General features: G+C 48.2%; 19 protein-coding genes, 2 tRNA genes and 1 pseudogene. 21 read left to right on the top strand and 1 reads right to left on the bottom strand.

Features of this window, described 5'->3' with window-relative positions; translation table 11 throughout:
* The 7 genes from ACK5NH_RS19200 to secF form a co-directional block, all read left to right on the top strand.
* The coding region (locus tag ACK5NH_RS19200; protein WP_416922652.1) for a PepSY-associated TM helix domain-containing protein at positions 1–384 on the top strand (384 nt) is incomplete at its 5' end.
* Between the two features lie 16 nt (positions 385–400).
* The gene (locus tag ACK5NH_RS19195; protein ID WP_416922656.1) at positions 401–913 is read left to right on the top strand and encodes a DUF2271 domain-containing protein; all 513 of its coding nucleotides are present in this window, start codon (positions 401–403) and stop codon (positions 911–913) included.
* A gap of 29 nt (positions 914–942) precedes the next feature.
* The gene (locus tag ACK5NH_RS19190; protein ID WP_416922650.1) at positions 943–1,761 is read left to right on the top strand and encodes a DUF4198 domain-containing protein; all 819 of its coding nucleotides are present in this window, start codon (positions 943–945) and stop codon (positions 1,759–1,761) included.
* A gap of 250 nt (positions 1,762–2,011) precedes the next feature.
* Positions 2,012–2,488, top strand: a complete 477-nt coding sequence (gene greA, locus ACK5NH_RS19185; protein ID WP_011621805.1) for a transcription elongation factor GreA — start codon at positions 2,012–2,014, stop codon at positions 2,486–2,488.
* A 316-nt stretch (positions 2,489–2,804) separates the two neighbouring features.
* Entirely contained in the window at positions 2,805–3,320 is a 516-nt protein-coding gene (locus ACK5NH_RS19180; protein WP_416922654.1) for a hypothetical protein, read from the top strand.
* A 378-nt stretch (positions 3,321–3,698) separates the two neighbouring features.
* Entirely contained in the window at positions 3,699–5,573 is a 1,875-nt protein-coding gene (secD, locus tag ACK5NH_RS19175; protein WP_416922648.1) for a protein translocase subunit SecD, read from the top strand.
* Between the two features lie 2 nt (positions 5,574–5,575).
* Positions 5,576–6,460 carry a protein translocase subunit SecF gene (gene secF, locus ACK5NH_RS19170; protein WP_416922646.1) on the top strand — a complete coding sequence of 295 codons (885 nt, stop codon included), beginning with the start codon at positions 5,576–5,578 and terminating at the stop codon, positions 6,458–6,460.
* 55 nt (positions 6,461–6,515) lie between these two features.
* Here secF and yhbY read toward each other — a convergent pair whose 3' ends face one another.
* The gene (gene yhbY, locus ACK5NH_RS19165; protein ID WP_011071425.1) at positions 6,516–6,815 is read right to left on the bottom strand and encodes a ribosome assembly RNA-binding protein YhbY; all 300 of its coding nucleotides are present in this window, start codon (positions 6,813–6,815) and stop codon (positions 6,516–6,518) included.
* Positions 6,816–6,905: 90 nt separating this feature from the next.
* On the opposite strand from yhbY, the gene rlmE reads away from it, so the two are divergent.
* From rlmE to ACK5NH_RS19095, 14 genes and pseudogenes are all read left to right on the top strand, one after another.
* The gene (gene rlmE / locus ACK5NH_RS19160) at positions 6,906–7,535 is read left to right on the top strand and encodes a 23S rRNA (uridine(2552)-2'-O)-methyltransferase RlmE (RefSeq protein ID WP_416922644.1); all 630 of its coding nucleotides are present in this window, start codon (positions 6,906–6,908) and stop codon (positions 7,533–7,535) included.
* A gap of 29 nt (positions 7,536–7,564) precedes the next feature.
* On the top strand, positions 7,565–9,538 hold the full coding sequence (gene ftsH / locus ACK5NH_RS19155; RefSeq protein ID WP_164717925.1) for an ATP-dependent zinc metalloprotease FtsH: 1,974 nt from the start codon (positions 7,565–7,567) through the stop codon (positions 9,536–9,538).
* Between the two features lie 159 nt (positions 9,539–9,697).
* Positions 9,698–10,531 carry a dihydropteroate synthase gene (gene folP / locus ACK5NH_RS19150; RefSeq protein ID WP_416922642.1) on the top strand — a complete coding sequence of 278 codons (834 nt, stop codon included), beginning with the start codon at positions 9,698–9,700 and terminating at the stop codon, positions 10,529–10,531.
* Positions 10,532–10,606: 75 nt separating this feature from the next.
* Positions 10,607–11,944 carry a phosphoglucosamine mutase gene (gene glmM / locus ACK5NH_RS19145; protein WP_416922640.1) on the top strand — a complete coding sequence of 446 codons (1,338 nt, stop codon included), beginning with the start codon at positions 10,607–10,609 and terminating at the stop codon, positions 11,942–11,944.
* Positions 11,945–12,137: 193 nt separating this feature from the next.
* Complete coding sequence (gene tpiA / locus ACK5NH_RS19140) at positions 12,138–12,920, top strand: triose-phosphate isomerase (protein WP_011071430.1); 783 nt, start codon at positions 12,138–12,140, stop codon at positions 12,918–12,920.
* Between the two features lies 1 nt (position 12,921).
* Positions 12,922–13,254 carry a preprotein translocase subunit SecG gene (gene secG, locus ACK5NH_RS19135; RefSeq protein WP_011625494.1) on the top strand — a complete coding sequence of 111 codons (333 nt, stop codon included), beginning with the start codon at positions 12,922–12,924 and terminating at the stop codon, positions 13,252–13,254.
* A gap of 11 nt (positions 13,255–13,265) precedes the next feature.
* A tRNA-Leu gene (locus ACK5NH_RS19130) sits at positions 13,266–13,352 on the top strand.
* An 83-nt stretch (positions 13,353–13,435) separates the two neighbouring features.
* A tRNA-Met gene (locus tag ACK5NH_RS19125) sits at positions 13,436–13,512 on the top strand.
* 168 nt (positions 13,513–13,680) lie between these two features.
* Positions 13,681–14,136, top strand: a complete 456-nt coding sequence (rimP, locus tag ACK5NH_RS19120; protein WP_416922638.1) for a ribosome maturation factor RimP — start codon at positions 13,681–13,683, stop codon at positions 14,134–14,136.
* 29 nt (positions 14,137–14,165) lie between these two features.
* Entirely contained in the window at positions 14,166–15,665 is a 1,500-nt protein-coding gene (gene nusA / locus ACK5NH_RS19115) for a transcription termination factor NusA (protein WP_416922636.1), read from the top strand.
* 25 nt (positions 15,666–15,690) lie between these two features.
* Entirely contained in the window at positions 15,691–18,348 is a 2,658-nt protein-coding gene (infB, locus tag ACK5NH_RS19110) for a translation initiation factor IF-2 (protein WP_416922634.1), read from the top strand.
* A gap of 62 nt (positions 18,349–18,410) precedes the next feature.
* Positions 18,411–18,851, top strand: a complete 441-nt coding sequence (rbfA, locus tag ACK5NH_RS19105) for a 30S ribosome-binding factor RbfA (RefSeq protein WP_416922632.1) — start codon at positions 18,411–18,413, stop codon at positions 18,849–18,851.
* Positions 18,851–19,804 (top strand): tRNA pseudouridine(55) synthase TruB, encoded by a 954-nt coding sequence (gene truB / locus ACK5NH_RS19100; RefSeq protein WP_416922630.1) that lies wholly within the window; start codon positions 18,851–18,853, stop codon positions 19,802–19,804. Before rbfA ends, truB begins: the two co-directional genes overlap by 1 nt.
* A 126-nt stretch (positions 19,805–19,930) precedes the next feature.
* Positions 19,931–20,031 (top strand): annotated as a pseudogene (locus ACK5NH_RS19095) (30S ribosomal protein S15); the annotation flags it as partial.

Raw genomic sequence — 20,031 nt, 5'->3', positions numbered from 1 at the left:
TGGCGTTTAGCGGCGGGGCATTGGTTAAAAAGCCAGTGGGATATGGATATTGGCACTTCTGATATCGATGAGGATGAGATAAGCCTAGTAAATAAAGGCCCTGGCACCTATCGCACCGTTACCTTAGATCTGCTCGACGGCAAAGCCTATGTTGAGACCTTAGATTATGGCGTTATTGCGGTGCTGAACGATCTGCACAAGGGGCGCAATACCGGGGTTGTCTGGGCTTGGGGGTTAGATCTCTGCGCCTTGCTGATTATTCTCTTTTCACTCACCGGCTCCTATTTGCTGCTGCCTCAAACGAAACGACTTAAAAAATCCTTGTTTTATATGGTGCTCGTCAGCTCAGGTTGTGCACTTGTGTATGTCTATTTTGTTCCATAGGGAGAACCGATTAATGATGCGTCAGCTTATTCGCACCAGCGCCATCGGTGCGTTGTTTGTGAGTTCAGCGGTATTTGCCGCGCCCAAAATGACCGTTGATTTGACCTTGCCTGAAATTACCGAAGGCCAGTATCACCGCCCCTATGTGGCTGTGTGGGTTGAGGATGCCAAGGGCCAAACCGTTAAAACCTTAAGCCTATGGGTATGGGACGAGGGCCATAAATGGCTTAAGGATATTCGCCGTTGGTGGCGAAAGGCGGGGCGTGAAGATATGAGTTTTGTCGACGGTATCGCCTCGGCGACCAAGCCAGCAGGCCATTACAAAATTGATTGGGACTTAACGGATGATGCGGGAAAACCGCTGACTCCAACCTCCTACACAGTGTTTATCGAAGTGGTGCGCGAGCACGGCGGGCGTGACCTCGTGAGACAAAATATTGATTTAACGGCGGGGGATTTTACCGCCCAACTACCAGCGACCACTGAAACTGGCGTGATTGATATTCGCTTAAGCGGTATGACTCGCTAAGCCCTGCACTTTACTGAAAGGATATGAAGATGAAACTACGTTTACTTGCCTTCGTTAGCGCGCTCTGCATCAGCCCATTGGCGAGCAGCCATGACCGCTGGATTTTACCTAGCCACTATAACGTCTCGGCCGAAAGCCAAGAGTCGGTGTGGATCACATCTGATGTGTCCGCCAGTAACCAAGTGTTTATGTACGATAAACCGGTGACCGCCAGCGATGTGCGTGTGTACTTACCCGATGGTAAGCCAAGCTCCCCAAGCTCAAGCTACACAGGTGGTCGTAAATCGGTGTTCGATGTGCAATTACTGCAAGATGGTACCTATAAGTTCGAGAAAGAAGTCACGCCGAGATACTTTTCTGTTTACAAAATCAAAGGTAAAGAAGGCATGGTTCGTAGTCGACTCGATAAAAAAGCGACAGCGGCCGTGATGCCAAAGGATGCCTATGAGCTAAAAGGTTCATTAAATGTGGCGCGGGTCGAAACCTATGTGACCCGCAACAAACCAACCGATAAGGTATTAGCGCCGAAAGGTGAATACTTGGAATTGGTGCCTATTACCCATCCCGCTGATATCGTTGAAAATGAACCCGCAACACTGCAGTTTGTTTACGATGGTAAACCCGTCGAGGGCGTGAGTGTGGCGATCATGAAGGATGGCAGCCTGTACCGTAACAAGCCGGAAGAAATCAGTTTAACTTCGGATAAAGAAGGTAAAGTGGCGATGACGCTGCCCGCTGCCGGTCGTTATCTGCTGCATGCTTCAATCGAACGTCCAAGTCCTGATAAATCACTTGCAGATAAAACAGTTAGCGAAATCTTTTTGACCTTCGAAGCTGGGCTTGAATAAGCGCAGGCTTTAATGCTCCCCATTAGCAATGCCCACAAATTCGTTTGTGGGCATTTCCTACTTAAGTTCGCACTATTATACTTTGGCACTAGCATCTGAGCCTGAGCTTCAGTAAGCTGCACTGGTGCATAGTTCTTGATGCATCCCAAGCGCATAACGATTAGAATAGCGCAATTCCACCCTGATTTTACTGTGTTGACCTTTAGCGTCGGCACGGGTTGCTTTTGTTTTAAAGGAGACGAAAGAAGTTATGACTAAGGTTCCTATGACAGTTGTCGGTGCAGAACAGCTGCGTAAAGAGTTAGATATGCTCAAGTTTGAACGTCGCCCTAAAATCACTGAAGCGATTGCCTCAGCGAGAGAGTTAGGCGATCTGAAGGAAAACGCGGAATATCATGCTGCCCGTGAAGAGCAAGGGATCTGTGAAGCGCGTATCCGTGACATTGAAGGCAAACTTTCTAACGCGCAGATCATCGACGTGACTAAGATGGCGAACAATGGTCGTATCATTTTTGGTACCACTGTGACTATCCTCAATCTGGATACCGATGCGGAAGTGACTTACCGTATCGTGGGCGACGATGAAGCTAACATCAAAGAAAACCTGATTTCGGTTAACTCTCCGATTGCCCGTGGTTTAGTGGGCAAGAATGAAGGTGATGAAGTCTCGATCGCAACCCCTGGTGGTTTGACCGATTACGAAATTATTTCGGTGCAATACATCTAAATCTTGGTATCGCCATACTCGATTGTTTACCGATAAAAAAGCCGCCTAGTGCGGCTTTTTTTATGCCCTTTTTATACCAAAAACACTGCAAGATCAGAATCTTCAGCGCACAAATTCGCAAGATGGATAAAGTTTAACTTGCCTCTAAAGCGGCCGTTACCTAAGCTGCATGCTTGGAGCTTTCTATGCATTCATTAAGGTTCTTTACGAAAGCTATTCAAGAAAGCGTGGTTTCTTCTGCAAATATTTCATCACGTAAATGGTTGCGTGTACCTTTTAGGAACTGAGTTTGATTAAGCACTGGCGCCAAGGATTAATGTTACTCTGTGTGTCGATCATCTTGATCGCCCATGCGGGTGGCTATGCGCCGCGCAGCTTAACCGCCCAGCAACAGCATCTGGCGCCTAAAACGGTAGTAACAACTGCGCCTACCGCGGATACGCCGTCACTCTCAGTGCAAGAGAACACTGCATCACATCACTCAACGGCACCATCGACTGCAAGCGATAGCAAAGCTGTCTGTGCTGATGTTGATAAGGCACAAACCACCGATTGCTCCGAGCCTGAATTAGTCAGTCACTCGGATGATTTTAATTTTGCTCCAGTTAACTCCCAGCGTTTTATCAATCTTGTTCAGCATGATATGCGTGAGGTGAAGCCTGTTTACCTGTTGGCCTTTGAGTTTGAACCAGAGCCTGCGCCCGCATTAGGGGAAAATATTCGCCTCGATGCTCGCCCAGATTGGACTCTCTTAGCCGAATCTTCACCAGCGCGGATCTCCGGCTGGAAAGTCTCCAACCTCCAATATCGTTTTAGTCAGCAAGCCGCTTAACTCACCGCTCCCTGTAGCAAGTTAGCAAGGCTTATCCATAACTACCGTTTGAGTTCATCATCTGAACCAGAGGTCGTTAGGGATTTCTTTGATTAACTTTGCATTTTGTCATCCGAAACCTGTACCCGATAACCTAGCATCAAAGCCTGCGGTGTGTACGCCGAAGGTGCGACTAAATCGCATGGGATTTAAATCCATTCGGTTTAGACGGATTTTAATCGGTTATCACCACTGAGTTTGCAAGCGCTTAGCGCACTCCTTGTGGGAGCCGTGTTTACAGGTTTCACCGTACATACAGTGATTGTTTGCTCATGTTTATTAACGCTATTTGCGCAGCATTTGGCTATCAGAGCGGGCAATATCATGCGAGTGATATCTATGGATAAAATTCAGAGTAAAAAGCTGCTAAATCATTATTCAGCTTGGAAATACGTTGTGCTTATCGTCACGATTATCGTGATGTTATTTAGCGCCTTACCGACTTGGTATGGAGAAGATGCCGCCGTGCAGGTGGGCGCTAAAGCGGGGCTTAATTTAACCCCCGTTGAACTGCGGGATAAATTAAAGGCAGAGGGCGTTGACGTTAAACGTATCGAAGTTAAGCATGCCCAACATGGCAGTGCCAACAGTTCAGAAGACGGGCAAACCCTTATCGTGCTCAATGATGACAGCGAGCAAACCTTGGTGAAGATCTTAGTGTCATCCATGGTGAGTGAGCCGAAAGAGCTTACGCTGGCACTGGTGAGTGCCGCGCCAAGTTGGCTGCAAAATATGGGCTTTGAACCGATTAAACTCGGGCTCGATTTACGCGGTGGGGTGCAATTTTTGCTCGATGTGGATGTGCAGCCTGTCTATCAAGCCCAAGCCGATGCGTTAGTGGAGTCCCTTAGGCTGTTTTTGCGTGAACAGCAAATTCGCGGCGCCAGTGTGCGTTTTGATAGCACGCGCGATGATGCAGGATTGCAAATCGCAATTGCATTTAATGACGCGGCTCAATCTGCCAATAATGCGCGCTCAGCCATTCGCCAGTTTATGCAGCAAAGCTATCCGACTTGGCAATTAACCAATACGGATAATGGCTTAGTGGTAAAACTCGCTCAAGAAGAACAAATCAAGTTACGTAATTTAACCGTGCAGCAAAACCTGCAAATTATGCGTAGCCGGATTGAGGAGTTGGGCATCACTGAGGCTTTAGTACAGCGTCAGGGGGAACACCGTATTCGTATCGAACTGCCCGGTGTCCAAGACCCGGCCGCCGCTAAAAACGTGATTGGTGCGACTGCAGGCCTGGCCTTTTTTGAAGTCAAAGAATCGGGTTCTGTGAACGCGCAGGTGCTGAAGGATAAAACAGGCAATCCTGTTTATGTGGCCCGTACGCCGGTATTGGGCGGCGACCATATTGTCGATGCCCGCGCCAATATTGGCGAAATGGGCATGGCCGAAGTGAACATTCACCTCGACCGTATCGGCGGCCAAAAAATGTCGGAGTTCTCCCGCGCCAATATCGGTAAGCCGATGGCAACATCCTACAGCGAATATAGCCGAGATGAGCAGGGCAAAGCTAAGCAAACCCAAGAGATTATCAGTGTCGCGACCATTCAATCACAGCTAGGAGATCGCTTTAGAATTACGGGCGCAGGCACCTATCAAGAGGCGCAGCAATTAGCGCTGCTGCTACGTGCGGGCTCAATGACGGCGCCCGTGACCATTGTTGAAGAGCGCACTATTGGCCCAACCCTTGGTGCCGAAAACATTCAAAACGGTTTTGCTGCGCTCGGCCTTGGCATGGGAATTACCTTGCTGTTTATGGCGCTCTGGTACCGCCGTCTTGGTTGGGTGGCCAATGTGGCCTTGATTGCTAACATGGTGATCCTTTTTGGTTTGCTGGCACTGATCCCCGGCGCGGTATTGACATTGCCCGGCATCGCCGGTCTGGTGTTAACGGTCGGCATGGCGGTCGATACCAACGTACTGATCTTCGAGCGGATTAAAGACAAGTTAAAAGAGGGGCGCAGTTTTGCCCTTGCTATAGATACTGGCTTTGACAGTGCGTTTTCAACCATTTTTGACGCTAACTTCACCACAATGATCACCGCGGTTGTGCTCTATTCCATCGGTAATGGTCCCATCCAAGGCTTTGCCTTGACTTTAGGTTTAGGTCTGTTGACCAGTATGTTTACCGGTATTTTTGCCTCAAGAGCCTTAATCAACCTAGTGTATGGGCGTGATGCGCGCCGCCATGTGAGGGTATAACTATGAAGAATATCAATCTGACTAAATGGCGCTATATTTCGAGCGCTATCTCTATCGTTTTAATGCTGGCCTCACTCACTATCATCGGGATGAAGGGGTTTAACTGGGGCTTAGACTTTACAGGCGGTGTGGTGACTGAGGTTCAGCTCGACAGGCGGAGCACCAGCAGCGAGTTGCAACCCTTATTGAACGCGGCTTATCAGCAAGAGGTGACGGTGATTTCGGCCAGTGAGCCCGGACGTTGGGTATTACGCTATGCCGACACCGCACAAAGTAATGTTGATATTCAGCAGACGCTAGCGCCACTGGGGGATGTGCAAGTGTTAAACACCAGTGTTGTTGGCCCGCAAGTCGGTAAAGAGTTGGCGGAGCAGGGCGGTCTTGCCTTGTTAGTAGCCATGTTGTGCATCTTGGGATATTTGAGTTACCGTTTCGAATGGCGTCTCGCCTCAGGAGCGTTATTTGCACTGGTACACGACGTGATTTTTGTGCTCGCCTTTTTCTCATTAACCCAAATGGAGTTTAATTTAACCGTGCTCGCCGCTGTGCTGGCGATTTTAGGTTACTCGCTGAACGATTCAATCATTATTGCCGACCGCATTCGGGAATTATTGATTGCTAAACCAGAGCTTGCTATCCAAGTGATTAACAACCAAGCGATTGTCGCGACGTTTTCCCGAACTATGGTGACCTCGGGAACCACCTTAATGACGGTCGGAGCACTGTGGATTATGGGTGGTGGGCCGTTGGAAGGATTCTCGATAGCCATGTTTATCGGTATCTTAACCGGTACTTTCTCATCAATATCGGTTGGCACCTCATTGCCCGAATTTTTGGGATTAACCCCTGAGCATTATAAAGTGCAAGTCATCACAGATACGCCTTAAGTACAAAACAAAACGGCCACTCGCTTGAGTGGCCGTTTTGTTTAAGGCTGGAAAATTACTTAGCTCTTGGCAGGGCAATTTTCATTTCAGGCGATTGACGATAAATCACCAGAATATGACCAATAAGTTGCACTTTTGCAGATTGAGTTTCACGTACTATGGCATCAACGATGGCATTTTTTAGCTCTCTGTCGGCAGAGGCTACTTTCACTTTAATCAATTCATGATAAGCGAGTGCGCTTTCAATTTCAGCGAGTACACCTTCAGTCAATCCATTGGCACCAAGCAGCACCACTGGCTTTAAATTGTGCGCCAGACCTTTTAAATGCTGTTTTTGTTTGGTTGTTAAGTTCATTTCTACCAACTTTTGCTGAGTTACTGTTGAAAAACCGCTATTCTACCCTTATATAGCCCTTGTGTAACTCTCAATTGTTGCGGATTTTAAATGTCAGGTAAAAAACGTACGGCCAGTTCCACCCGTTGGATGCAGGAACACTTTGATGATCATTATGTCAAACTAGCACAGAAACGGGGATTGCGTTCTCGCGCTGCGTTCAAGCTTGAGGAACTCCAAGAGAAAGACCAATTGATCCGCCCAGGTATGACTGTTGTTGACTTAGGTGCGGCTCCTGGTGGTTGGTCTCAGGTGGCCGTCAAGCTGACCGGAGATAAAGGTAAAGTCATCGCCTGTGATATTTTGCCTATGGATCCCATTGTCGGCGTGGATTTCTTGCAAGGGGACTTTCGTGAAGAGAAAGTACTCGAAGCATTGCTAACTCGCGTCGGTGGGGATAAGGTTGACGTTGTATTGTCTGATATGGCGCCCAACATGAGTGGTTCCGATGGTGTCGATCAGCCGCGCGCCATGTATTTAGTCGAACTGGCGTTAGATATGTGCCATCAAGTATTGGCACCTAACGGTAGTTTTGCGGTCAAAGTCTTTCAGGGGGAGGGGTTTGACGAATATATGAAGGCGGTAAAAGACGCATTCAAAGTAGTAAAAACACGTAAACCGGACTCGTCGCGGGCACGCTCCCGTGAAGTCTATCTTGTGGCGACAGGGTACAAGTTGTAGTACCCTAGCGTTAATCATCGCAAGACTTTATGAGGTCTAGTAATTTGAGTGACATGGCAAAAAATCTAATACTCTGGGTTGTCATCGCCGTTGTGCTGATGTCAGTGTTTCAGGGTTACTCCCCCTCTTCTTCGTCATCGCAGAAGATGGATTATTCTACTTTCCTAGACAATGTTCGTGATGGGCAAGTCGCCAGCGTTGAAGTGAAAAGTGACCAACGTACTATCGAAGGTTCTAAGCGCACGGGCGAAAAATTCACGACCATCATGCCACTGTATGACCAAGATTTAATTAATGATCTTGACCGTAAAGGCATCACCATGAAAGGCCAAGAGGCCGAAGAGTCGGGTTTCTTAACCCAGATCTTTATTTCTTGGTTCCCGATGTTGCTGCTAATTGGGGTATGGATTTTCTTTATGCGCCAGATGCAGGGCGGCGGTGGCAAAGGCGCTATGTCCTTTGGCAAGAGCAAAGCCAAGCTGATGAGCGAAGACCAAATCAAGACCACTTTTGCTGACGTTGCTGGCTGTGATGAAGCCAAAGAAGAAGTGAAAGAGCTGGTCGATTATCTGCGTGATCCAACCAAATTCCAAAAACTGGGTGGCCGTATTCCAACGGGCGTGCTCATGGTTGGCCCACCAGGTACAGGTAAAACCTTACTGGCCAAAGCGATTGCGGGCGAGTCAAAGGTACCTTTCTTTACCATTTCAGGTTCTGACTTCGTCGAAATGTTCGTCGGTGTCGGTGCATCTCGCGTACGTGACATGTTCGAACAAGCGAAAAAATCAGCCCCTTGTATCATCTTCATCGACGAAATCGATGCCGTAGGTCGCCAACGTGGCGCAGGCTTAGGTGGTGGTCACGATGAGCGTGAACAAACCCTTAACCAAATGCTGGTTGAGATGGACGGCTTCGAAGGTAACGAAGGGATTATCGTGATTGCGGCGACCAACCGTCCAGACGTTTTGGACTCTGCGCTGCTGCGTCCAGGTCGTTTCGACCGTCAAGTGGTTGTGGGTCTGCCAGACGTTCGCGGTCGTGAGCAAATCCTTAAAGTGCATATGCGTAAAGTGCCGCTTTCTGAAGATGTCAAAGCAAGCGTAATTGCTCGTGGTACGCCAGGTTTCTCCGGTGCCGATTTAGCCAACTTAGTTAACGAAGCTGCACTGTTTGCGGCGCGCGGTAACCGCCGTGTTGTCGGTATGGAAGAATTCGAGCGCGCTAAAGACAAGATCATGATGGGTGCTGAGCGCCGTTCTATGGTGATGTCGGAAGCCGAGAAAGAAATGACTGCATACCACGAAGCGGGACACGCGATTGTGGGCTGTTTAGTGCCAGAGCATGACCCTGTGCACAAAGTGACCATTATCCCACGTGGTCGTGCGTTGGGTGTGACCTTCTTCTTACCTGAGGCCGATGCGATTAGCCAAAGCCGTCGTAAGTTAGAAAGCCAGATTTCGGTTGCCTACGGTGGTCGTTTAGCCGAAGAGCTGATCTACGGCAGCGAAAAAGTGTCTACAGGTGCTTCGCAAGACATTAAATACGCGACGTCGATTGCCCGTAACATGGTGACCCAGTGGGGCTTCTCCGACAAACTCGGTCCATTACTCTATGCCGAGGAAGAAGGTGAAGTGTTCTTAGGTCGTAGCATGGGTAAAGCCAAGGCAATGTCCGATGAAACCGCGACGGTTATCGATGCCGAGGTGAAAGCCTTTATAGATAAAAACTATGGCCGCGCTAAGCAAATTCTGCTGGATAACATCGATATTCTGCATTCGATGAAAGACGCGCTGATGAAGTATGAAACCATTGACTCACTGCAAATTGACGATTTGATGAACCGTCGTGAAGTGCGTCAGCCTGCCGATTGGCAAGCGGATGATAATGGTTCAAACGACAAAGGCAATGGCAAAGGTGAACCTGCCGTTAAAGTCGACGAAGTGGTAAAGACCGCTCCCGTTGAGGCAGAGCTGAAAGACGCCGATGAGTCACCCGTTAAGTAGCGGTTGTTAATTGAAAGAGAACCCCGTTAAGGGGTTTTCTTGTTTTATCTTGCTAGAAAATTGACTGCGCTGTCATTCAATATAAATCAGTCACATGAATGAACCAGCGCAGTAAACGGATGAAACGCGCTAGCAAGCTGTCCCATATGGAGTCAATGCGTGTTTGAATTAATTGCTGGAACCAAACGCTTATCCTTAGCTTCGCCCGTAGTGATGGGCATTCTGAATGTCACTCCAGATTCTTTTTCCGACGGTGGAAAGTTCTCTTCCTTTGAATTAGCCTGCCAGCATGCCGATGAGATGGTCGCTCAAGGGGCGCTAATCATTGACATCGGTGGTGAGTCAACAAGGCCGGGTGCAGCCGATGTGAGTGTTGAGGATGAACTCGCACGAGCGATCCCCTTGGTTGAATATGTCTCGAAACACCATGATGTGTGGATTTCAATAGATACTAGTAAACCAGAAGTAATGCGCCAAGCGGTGAATGCTGGTGCGCATTTAATCAACGATGTGCGTGCGTTATTGGAGCCAGGGGCGTTAGTGACCGCCGCGCAGCTAAATGTGCCCATTTGCTTGATGCACATGCAGGGCGCGCCGCGCAGTATGCAAACTGCGCCAGAATACCAGGACGTTGTCGCCGATGTCTCTGAGTTTTTGAATGAACGTATTCAAGCTTGTCTCGAGGCGGGGATCTCGCGCGAACGATTATTAATCGACCCGGGTTTTGGCTTTGGTAAAACCTTAGAACATAACTATGAACTGCTGGCGAAGTTAGAGAGTTTTGAGCAGTTCGAACTGCCGATATTGATAGGTTTATCCCGTAAGAGCATGATAGGTAACCTCCTTGCTAGACCGACCTCTGAACGTCTAGCTGGGAGTCTTGCTGGCGCCATGATAGCGGCCCAGAAAGGGGCTCATATTATTCGTGTCCATGATGTCCCTGAAACTGTTGATATGCTGAAAGTGTTGCAAGCGACACAGGCATATCTATAAAGGCTATTTTTGTTAAGTATTTCATTAATATTATGATCCCAATCGAAGGGACACATTGAAGTTTGTGGGGAAATAATGAGCGAACGTAAATTTTTTGGAACCGATGGCATTCGTGGCAAGGTAGGTTCAGGCCAGATGACTCCCGAGCTGGCATTAAAGTTGGGTTGGGCTGCTGGGCGGGTGTTATCCCGTAGCGGCACGAAAAAAGTGATTATTGGTAAAGATACCCGTATTTCGGGTTATATGTTTGAGTCTGCGTTAGAGGCGGGTTTATCGGCAGCCGGCCTCAATGTAATGTTAATGGGGCCAATGCCAACGCCAGCGGTGGCATATCTCACTCGTACATTTCGCGCCGAAGCGGGGGTGGTGATCAGTGCGTCCCACAATCCTTACTACGATAACGGCATTAAATTTTTCTCAACCGATGGCAGCAAACTCGACGATAACCTAGAGCTTGAAATTGAAGCCGAGCTAGAGAAGCCTTTAGAGTGTGTTGAATCACATCTATTGGGCAAAGTGTCACGTATTGAAGATGCCCGAGGCCGTTATATCGAATACTGCAAGGGTAACTTCCCAGCGGATCAAACCCTAACAGGGTTAAAAATTGTGGTGGATTGTGCCCATGGCGCGACTTACCACATAGCGCCTGCGGTATTTCGTGAATTAGGCGCCGAAGTCATTGCTATCGGTGATAAGCCTAACGGCGTAAACATCAATGACAAAGTGGGCGCAACGTCCATGGCGAAAATTTGCGAAACCGTATTAACCGAAGGCGCCGATTTAGGGATTGCGCTTGATGGTGACGGTGACCGAATTATGATGGTCAACAGCCGCGGTGAAGTCATCGACGGCGACCAAATCCTCTATATTCTGGCCTGTGATGCTAAAGCCCGTGGCGTGCTGCGTGGTGGTGTTGTCGGGACGCTCATGTCTAACTTAGGTCTCGATTTAGCCCTGCAAGCCTTAGATATTCCTTTTGCTCGCTCTAAAGTGGGTGACCGTTATGTGATGGAGTTACTGAAAGAACTCGATTGGCGCATCGGCGGTGAAAACTCGGGCCATATTCTTAACCTCGATCATGGCACGACCGGCGATGGTATTGTGGCGGGTATCTTGGTTCTTGCTGCTATGCGTCGGCAAAATGCCACTCTAGAGCAACTCACTGCACCTATAGAAATGCTGCCACAGGTGTTAGTGAATGTGCGTTTTGAGGGCGGCCTGGATCCATTAAACTCAGATAAAGTCAAAGCTGCTCAGGCTTTGGTTGAATCGCAACTGGGTGCCCGAGGTCGCGTATTGCTACGTAAATCCGGTACTGAACCGTTAATTCGTGTGATGGTTGAAGGTGATGATCACAATACTGTGTTAGCGCACGCCAATTTGATTGCAGATGCGGTAAAATCGGCGAGCTAATCAAACTAATCTTTAGTCGAGTGCAGCTGATACCGATTAAAAATGAAGGTGTTAGCTGCATTAATGAGCAAGAATAGGGTTTGGTGTGTAAAAAGTAAGCATTCCAACCTGATATCTGAAAAATTTCGAATTTAGCTATTGTAACTTAATAAGTGGTTCGCTATTATTCACGCCGCTTTCAGAGGAGACAGTGATGGCACTCAGACGTCCTATGGTAGCTGGCAATTGGAAGATGAACGGCAGTGCGGCATTAGCACAAGAGTTGTTCAAGAAATTTGCCTCAAAGCTCCAAAATGATTCAGCTGAAGTGGTTTTATGCCCGCCTTCTATCTATCTAGAAAGCGTAAGGCAACTGCTAGAAGCAAACAAGGAAGCGTTAGACGGTTCACTTGTTAGGATGGGCGCTCAGAATTTAAGTCAGCATGACTTTGGCGCTTATACCGGAGAAGTTTCGGGCCAGATGCTTAAAGATTGCGGGTGTCGATATGTAATTATCGGGCATTCAGAACGTCGCCGTATGTACGGAGAGACGAGTAATATCGTAGCGGAGAAATTCGCCGCTGCACAAAAGCACGGTCTAACCCCCATATTGTGTGTGGGTGAGTCGGGTCCAGCACGTGAAGCAAGACGTACCTTCGAGGTGATTGCGGAAGAGTTGGATATAGTGATCCAGAAAAATGGCACTATGGCTTTTGATAACGCCATTATCGCTTACGAGCCGTTATGGGCTGTAGGGACTGGTAAGAGCGCGACACCAGAGCAGGCACAAGAAGTTCATGCGTTTATACGTAAGCGTCTCTCTGAAGTGTCTCCGTTTATCGGAGAAAATATCAGGATTTTGTACGGTGGCAGTGTGACACCGAGTAACGCGGCAGATTTATTTGCCCAACCTGATGTTGATGGTGGACTGATTGGCGGTGCCAGTTTAAACTCTACCGAGTTTTTAAGTCTGTGTACCATAGCGATGAGCGCATAATATGTATGAAGTTTTAGTGGTTGTTTACTTGTTGGTTGCATTGGGTTTAATTGGCCTGATCTTAATCCAGCAAGGTAAAGGAGCTGACATGGGGGCCTCATTTGGCGCCGGTGCATCAGGTACCTTATTCGGTTCAAGCGGTTCAGGTAACTTCCTGACACGTACAACGGCTATTCTGGCCATTGCGTTTTTCACGTTAAGTCTGCTGATTGGCAACTTAAGTGCAAACCACGCAAAGAATGAAGATGCATGGAAAAATTTAGGTTCTGATGAACAGGTTACTCAACCAGTTGATCAAGCAACCGAAAAGTCAGAAACGAAAATTCCTGACTAGTCAAAGGTGTCGCCGAGGTGGTGAAATTGGTAGACGCGCAGCCTTGAGGTGGCTGTGTCCTAACGGACGTGCGGGTTCAAGTCCCGCTCTCGGCACCATAATATGACTAAGTGAGACGAAACAAGCGCTGACTTAGTTATTGCAAGCAAAGACGATAGTCAATATACTTGCACACAGTTGACGCGGGGTGGAGCAGCTTGGTAGCTCGTCGGGCTCATAACCCGAAGGTCGTCGGTTCAAATCCGGCCCCCGCAACCAGCTCCTAGTAATGAATGTTGTATAATTCATTATGGTTTACAGGTTCTTGAAGCTAATAACCTCGTCATTACGGGGTTTTTTGTTGTCTGGGACTTTTAAATTTGTCGTATCTTTTACGGCGTTTTACTAGGGCTATTAAGCCCTTTTTTGTTTTTTCGGGGGTCAATTTTGGCAACATTAGAATCCAGACTGGCAGACATGCTCACAGTGCCTGTGGAAGCTCTCGGCTTCCAACTTTGGGGCATTGAATATGTACAAGCGGGTAAACATTCAATCCTGCGTGTGTTCATTGATGGTGAGAATGGCATCAATATCGAAGATTGTGCCAACGTAAGTCGCCAAGTCAGTGCTGTGCTCGATGTTGAAGACCCAATTTCTACTGAATATACCTTAGAGGTTTCTTCGCCAGGCGTAGATAGACCCTTATTTACTGCTGAGCAATATGCGGCTTATGTCGGCGAGGATGTCAAGCTTCAACTGACTATGCCCGTCGCGGGCAGTCGTAATTTAAAAGGCGCCATTACACAGGTTGACGGCCAAATGTTGTCGCTAAATGTGAATGGTAAAGAGCTGGTTGTCGCCTTGGATAATATCCGTAAAGGCAACATCATCGCTAAGTTTTGATGGTTTCAAGGTGAACGAGGCAAGACGAAATGAATAAAGAGATTCTGCTAGTCGCTGAGGCGGTTTCAAATGAAAAGGCCGTTCCACGCGAGAAAATTTTTGAAGCGCTAGAGACTGCTCTGGCAACTGCTACCAAGAAAAAATACGAAGGTGATATTGACGTTCGTGTTGCTATCGATCGTAAAACTGGCGCCTATGAAACTTTCCGCCGTTGGATGGTGATCGACGACAACGGTGTTGCGTTAGAAAATCCATATCGCGAAATCACCTTGGAAGCTGCGCGTTTTGAAAACCCAGAAATCCAACCTGGTGATTACATTGAAGATCAGATCGAATCTGTGGCCTTCGACCGTATTACCACGCAAACCGCTAAGCAAGTGATCGTACAAAAAGTACGCGAAGCCGAGCGTGCACAAGTGGTTGAACAGTTTCAAGATAAAGAAGGCGAGCTGATCACTGGTGTAGTGAAAAAAGCCACCCGTGAAAGCGTAGTCGTTGACTTAGGCAACAACGCTGACGGCGTGTTGTTCCGTGAAGATTTAATTTCTCGCGAATCTTTCCGTCCAGGTGACCGCGTTCGTGCACTGCTTTATTCAGTACGTCCTGAAGCTCGTGGTGCGCAGTTGTTCTTAACCCGCACTAAGCCTGACATGCTGATTGAGCTGTTCCGCGTAGAAGTACCAGAAATTGCCGATGAGCTGATTGAAGTGATGGGCGCTGCCCGTGACCCAGGTGCTCGCGCTAAGATCGCGGTGAAATCAAATGACCGTCGTATCGATCCAATCGGTGCTTGCGTTGGTATGCGTGGTGCACGTGTGCAAGCAGTATCGAATGAACTCGGTGGTGAGCGTGTGGATATCGTATTGTGGGATGACAATCCAGCACAATATGTGATCAACGCAATGGCGCCTGCCGATGTGGCTTCTATCATCGTTGATGAAGACAACCACTCAATGGATATCGCCGTTGAAGCGGAAAGTTTAGCTCAGGCCATTGGTCGCAATGGTCAAAACGTGCGTTTAGCGACTCAGTTGACTGGCTGGGAGCTGAACGTGATGACAGTAGAAGACATGAACAAGAAACACCAAGCCGAAAGTGCCAAGGTGAAGAGCTTATTCATGAAATCTCTGGATGTAGATGAAGATTTTGCACAAGTACTGGCTGACGAAGGTTTCACTTCATTAGAAGAAGTTGCTTATGTGCCTGTGTCAGAATTATTAGCAATTGACGGCTTCGATGAGGATATCGTTGAAGCGTTACGTGAACGTGCAAAGGCTGCGATCTCGACAAGAGCGCTCGCATCTGAAGAAGCACTAGATGGTGTGGAGCCAAGTGAAGAGTTATTAGCACTTGAAGGTGTTGAAAGACACTTAGCCTATGTTTTAGCAAGCAAAGGTATCGTGACTCTAGAAGACTTGGCTGAACAAGGCATTGATGATTTGATCGAAATTGAAGAATTGACAGAAGAAAAAGCAGGTGAGCTGATCATGGCTGCCCGCAACATCTGTTGGTTTGGCGAAGAAGCATAAGTCGATCAACAGGGGGATTTAACTGATGGCAGATACTACCGTAGAGAAATTGGCCACGGAAGTGGGTAAAAGTGTTGAACGTCTGATTGAGCAATTCTCTCAGGCCGGAATTAAGAAAGGCCATACAGATAACGTGTCTGAAGCTGAGAAGCAGCAGTTACTGGATTATCTCAAGAAACAACATGGTGGCGATAATGCACCGACCAAAATGACGCTACAACGTAAAACCGTATCGACCCTGAGCGTGGCTGGTAATGGTGGTCAATCTAAAGACGTTAAAGTAGAAGTGCGTAAAACTCGTACTTTTGTTAAGCGTGATGCGAATGACGCGGTTCTGAAGGCTGAAGAAGAAGCCAAAGCCAAGGCAGAAGCCGAAGCTAAGGCCAAAGCGGAAGCCGAAGCGAAAGCCAAGGCGGAAGCTGAAGCTAAGGCCAAAGCGGAAGCCGAAGCGAAAGCCAAGGCAGAAGCTGAAGCAAAAGCTAAGGCAAAAGCGGCGGCTGAAGTCAAAGTCACCAAAGAACTATCGCCAGAAGCTGAAGCGGCTCGTGTAGAAGCTGAGCGTTTAAAAGCGGTACAAGCGGAAGCGACTAAGCGTAAGCAAGACGAAGAAGCGGCGAAAGCGGCTGAAAAAGCGCGTTTGTTAGCAGAAGAAAACTCTAAGCGTTGGGCCGAAGAAGAGCGTCAACGTTTAGAAGCCGAACGTTACAGCGATCACCATATCACCACGTCTAAAGTGGCTCGTGCCGCTGAAGATTCATCGGATATGGATGAAGAAAAACGTGGCCGTCGTGCGCGTAACAAAAATACCGCCAAGACCAAACGTGGTGGTAAAGATGCCCGTGATGGTCGCGAAAAACACATGCGTAACCGCAGCACTGCGCCAGAATCAATGGCTCATGGCTTCAATAAGCCTGTTGCTGCTGTTAACCGTGATGTGCGTATCGGTGAAACTGTGACTGTGGCAGAACTTGCCCACTTAATGGCGGTTAAAGCGACTGAAATCATCAAGCAAATGATGAAGATGGGCTCAATGGTGACGATCAACCAAGTGTTAGATCAAGAAACCGCCCAATTAGTTGCCGAAGAAATGGGCCACAAAGTCGTACTGATCCGTGAAAACGAATTAGAACAGCAAGTACTGTCTGAGCGTGACGAAGAAGGTGGTGTGAAGCTTGAACCTCGTGCACCTGTTGTGACCATCATGGGTCACGTTGACCACGGTAAAACGTCGCTGCTCGACTATATCCGCCGCGCGAAAGTGGCTGCGGGTGAGGCAGGTGGTATTACTCAGCATATTGGTGCATACCATGTTGAGACCGATAACGGCATGATTACCTTCTTAGATACCCCAGGTCACGCCGCGTTTACCGCAATGCGTGCCCGTGGTGCTAAGGCGACTGACATCGTTGTACTGGTTGTTGCTGCTGATGACGGCGTAATGCCACAAACCATCGAAGCGATTCAACATGCTAAAGCTGGTAACGTGCCATTGATTGTTGCTGTCAACAAGATGGACAAACCAGAAGCAGACATCGACCGCGTTAAGAGCGAATTAGCGCAGCACGGCGTCATGTCTGAAGATTGGGGCGGTGACAACATGTTCGCCTTCGTATCTGCTAAGACAGGTGCGGGTGTTGACGACTTACTCGAAGGCATTCTGCTGCAAGCGGAAGTTCTTGAGCTTAAAGCCGTTCGCGATGGCATGGCTGCTGGTGTGGTTATCGAATCGCAACTGGATAAAGGTCGCGGCCCTGTGGCAACGATTCTGGTTCAAGAAGGTACATTACGCCAAGGCGATATCGTTCTGTGTGGTTTAGAGTACGGTAAAATCCGTGCGATGAAAGACGAGAACGGTCGTTCAATCACTGAAGCGGGCCCATCAATCCCTGTTGAGATTTTAGGTCTTTCAGGTGTGCCATCAGCCGGTGATGAAGCAACTGTTGTACGTGACGAACGTAAGGCGCGCGAAGTTGCCCTGTATCGTCAAGGCAAGTTCCGTGACGTGAAATTAGCTCGTCAGCAGAAGTCTAAGCTAGAAAACATGTTCGCGAACATGACCGAAGGCGAAGTGAAGGAACTGAATATCGTTCTGAAGGCTGACGTTCAAGGTTCACTCGAAGCGATTACCGACTCCTTAATGGGTCTGTCTACCGACGAAGTGAAAGTGAACATCATTGCTCGCGGTGTAGGCGCTCTGACCGAAACCGACGCAACTTTAGCTGCGGCTTCTAACGCGATTATGGTTGGCTTTAACGTCCGTGCCGATGCTCAGGCGCGTAAGACTATCGAAAGCGAAAGTGTTGACCTGCGTTACTACAGCGTTATCTATAATCTGATTGATGAAGTGAAAGCGGCGATGACAGGTATGTTGTCACCAGAATTCAAACAACAGATTATCGGTCTAGCTGAAGTACGTGACGTGTTCAAGTCACCAAAACTGGGCGCAATTGCCGGTTGTATGGTGACTGAAGGTACCATCAAGCGCAGCGCACCAATCCGCGTACTGCGTGATAACGTGGTGATCTTCGAAGGTGAACTCGAATCGCTACGTCGCTTTAAAGACGACGTTAACGAAGTTCGCAACGGCATGGAATGTGGTATCGGTGTTAAGAACTACAACGATGTCCGCGTGGGTGACCAAATCGAAGTATTTGAAACCGTCGAAGTGGCACGTACACTGTAACGATAAAGAGGGCGGCATTAGCCGCCCTTTCAATTTAATACATTAGCTATGGTAACTCTATTATGGCAAAAGAATTCAGTCGTACACGTCGCATAGGCCAGCAGTTGCAGCAAGAGCTGGCTGTTGTGTTACAACGCGACATGAAAGATCCCCGTATTGGTTTTGTAACCGTTAATGACGTCGATGTGTCCCGCGATTTAAGTTATGCCAAGGTATTTGTGACTTTCTTTGAAGAAGACAAAGAGCTGGTTCAAGAAAAGCTGAACGCCTTGATTGCTGCAGCACCTTATATTCGTACTTTAGTTGCAGGCCGCATGAAGCTGCGTGTCATGCCTGAAATCCGTTTCGTGTATGACAGTTCATTGGTTGAAGGTATGCGTATGTCTAACCTCGTTAGCCAAGTCATCAACAGCGATAAAGCCAAGCAACAGCAGTTTGGTAATGCCGACGATGTGACAGAGAATGACATCGACTCAGGTGATGACACCGAAGGTAAAGCGTAATGGCGAGACGTTCAAAGGGCCGCTTTATTGACGGTATTGTATTGTTGGACAAAGCTACAGGCATGAGCTCCAACTTTGCATTACAACGAGTAAAGCGCTTTTTTAATGCCAACAAAGCAGGGCATACGGGTGCACTCGATCCGCTGGCAACTGGCATGCTGCCAATCTGTTTAGGTGAAGCGACTAAGTTTTCGCAGCATTTGCTGGATTCGGATAAGCGTTATCTGGTCACGGCAAAACTAGGACAACGCACAGATACCAGTGACTCAGACGGTGAAGTCGTGCAAACACGCCCGCTCGAATTTACAGAGGCACAGTTAATTTCCGCCTTGGAGCATTTCCGCGGTGATACCCAGCAAGTGCCATCCATGTATTCGGCGCTGAAATTCCAAGGCCAGCCCTTGTATAAGTATGCCCGCGAGGGGATTGAAGTGCCGCGTGAGGCTCGTCCAATCACTGTCTTTGAACTGAACTTCATCAGCTTAGAAGGCGATGAGCTGACCTTAGACATTCATTGCTCTAAGGGCACTTATATTCGCACCATCATCGATGATTTAGGTGAAATGCTCGGTTGTGGCGCCCATGTGATTATGTTGCGTCGTACTCAAGTTGCGCATTATCCCTACGACAAAATGGTTACCCTGGAGCAACTCGAAGCCTTAGTCGCTAAGGCGCAGGAGGAGCAGCTTGACCCAAGTAGCTTGTTGGACTCGCTACTGTTACCCATGGATACGGCGGTTGCTGACTTTCCAGAGGTGAATGTGCCTGATGCGAGCGCAGCTTACCTTATGCAAGGTCAGGCAGTACGAGTCTCTGGTCTAGTTGCAGATAAATTGGTGCGCATTACGTTGGGCACTGAGCGTCGTTTCGTCGGAATTGGCGAGATGAACGAAGATGGCTTATTGGCGCCTAAGCGCTTAGTCGTGATCCACGACCAAGCTAAAGCATCTTAATTGATTATCTTGGGTTATTAATCCATCGCATTTATTGCGCGCGCCAAGGATTATGGGTAGAATAGCGCGCCCTCTGGCTGAGTTAGTGATCGGCTAGAGATTCACATTTTATATTTGGAGAGACACATGTCACTAAGTACTGAAGCGAAAGCAAAGATCCTGGCTGAATTTGGCCGTGGCGCAAACGACACTGGTTCAACTGAAGTTCAAGTTGCGCTGTTAACTGC

The organism is Shewanella sp. (genome assembly GCF_047975355.1).
GTDB lineage: Bacteria > Pseudomonadota > Gammaproteobacteria > Enterobacterales > Shewanellaceae > Shewanella.
This window is presented reverse-complemented; position numbering and strand designations above follow the sequence as displayed.

Excerpts from the sequence above, each read along its gene's own strand:
- ACK5NH_RS19195 (WP_416922656.1), top strand. The coding sequence starts at position 401 with ATGCGTCAGCTTATTCGCACCAGCGCCATCGGTGCGTTGTTTGTGAGT.
- ACK5NH_RS19190 (WP_416922650.1), top strand. The coding sequence starts at position 943 with ATGAAACTACGTTTACTTGCCTTCGTTAGCGCGCTCTGCATCAGCCCA.
- greA (WP_011621805.1), top strand. The coding sequence starts at position 2,012 with ATGACTAAGGTTCCTATGACAGTTGTCGGTGCAGAACAGCTGCGTAAA.
- ACK5NH_RS19180 (WP_416922654.1), top strand. The coding sequence starts at position 2,805 with ATGTTACTCTGTGTGTCGATCATCTTGATCGCCCATGCGGGTGGCTAT.
- secD (WP_416922648.1), top strand. The coding sequence starts at position 3,699 with ATGGATAAAATTCAGAGTAAAAAGCTGCTAAATCATTATTCAGCTTGG.
- secF (WP_416922646.1), top strand. The coding sequence starts at position 5,576 with ATGAAGAATATCAATCTGACTAAATGGCGCTATATTTCGAGCGCTATC.
- yhbY (WP_011071425.1), bottom strand. The coding sequence starts at position 6,815 with ATGAACTTAACAACCAAACAAAAACAGCATTTAAAAGGTCTGGCGCAC.
- rlmE (WP_416922644.1), top strand. The coding sequence starts at position 6,906 with ATGTCAGGTAAAAAACGTACGGCCAGTTCCACCCGTTGGATGCAGGAA.
- ftsH (WP_164717925.1), top strand. The coding sequence starts at position 7,565 with ATGAGGTCTAGTAATTTGAGTGACATGGCAAAAAATCTAATACTCTGG.
- glmM (WP_416922640.1), top strand. The coding sequence starts at position 10,607 with ATGAGCGAACGTAAATTTTTTGGAACCGATGGCATTCGTGGCAAGGTA.
- tpiA (WP_011071430.1), top strand. The coding sequence starts at position 12,138 with ATGGCACTCAGACGTCCTATGGTAGCTGGCAATTGGAAGATGAACGGC.
- secG (WP_011625494.1), top strand. The coding sequence starts at position 12,922 with ATGTATGAAGTTTTAGTGGTTGTTTACTTGTTGGTTGCATTGGGTTTA.
- nusA (WP_416922636.1), top strand. The coding sequence starts at position 14,166 with ATGAATAAAGAGATTCTGCTAGTCGCTGAGGCGGTTTCAAATGAAAAG.
- infB (WP_416922634.1), top strand. The coding sequence starts at position 15,691 with ATGGCAGATACTACCGTAGAGAAATTGGCCACGGAAGTGGGTAAAAGT.
- rbfA (WP_416922632.1), top strand. The coding sequence starts at position 18,411 with ATGGCAAAAGAATTCAGTCGTACACGTCGCATAGGCCAGCAGTTGCAG.
- truB (WP_416922630.1), top strand. The coding sequence starts at position 18,851 with ATGGCGAGACGTTCAAAGGGCCGCTTTATTGACGGTATTGTATTGTTG.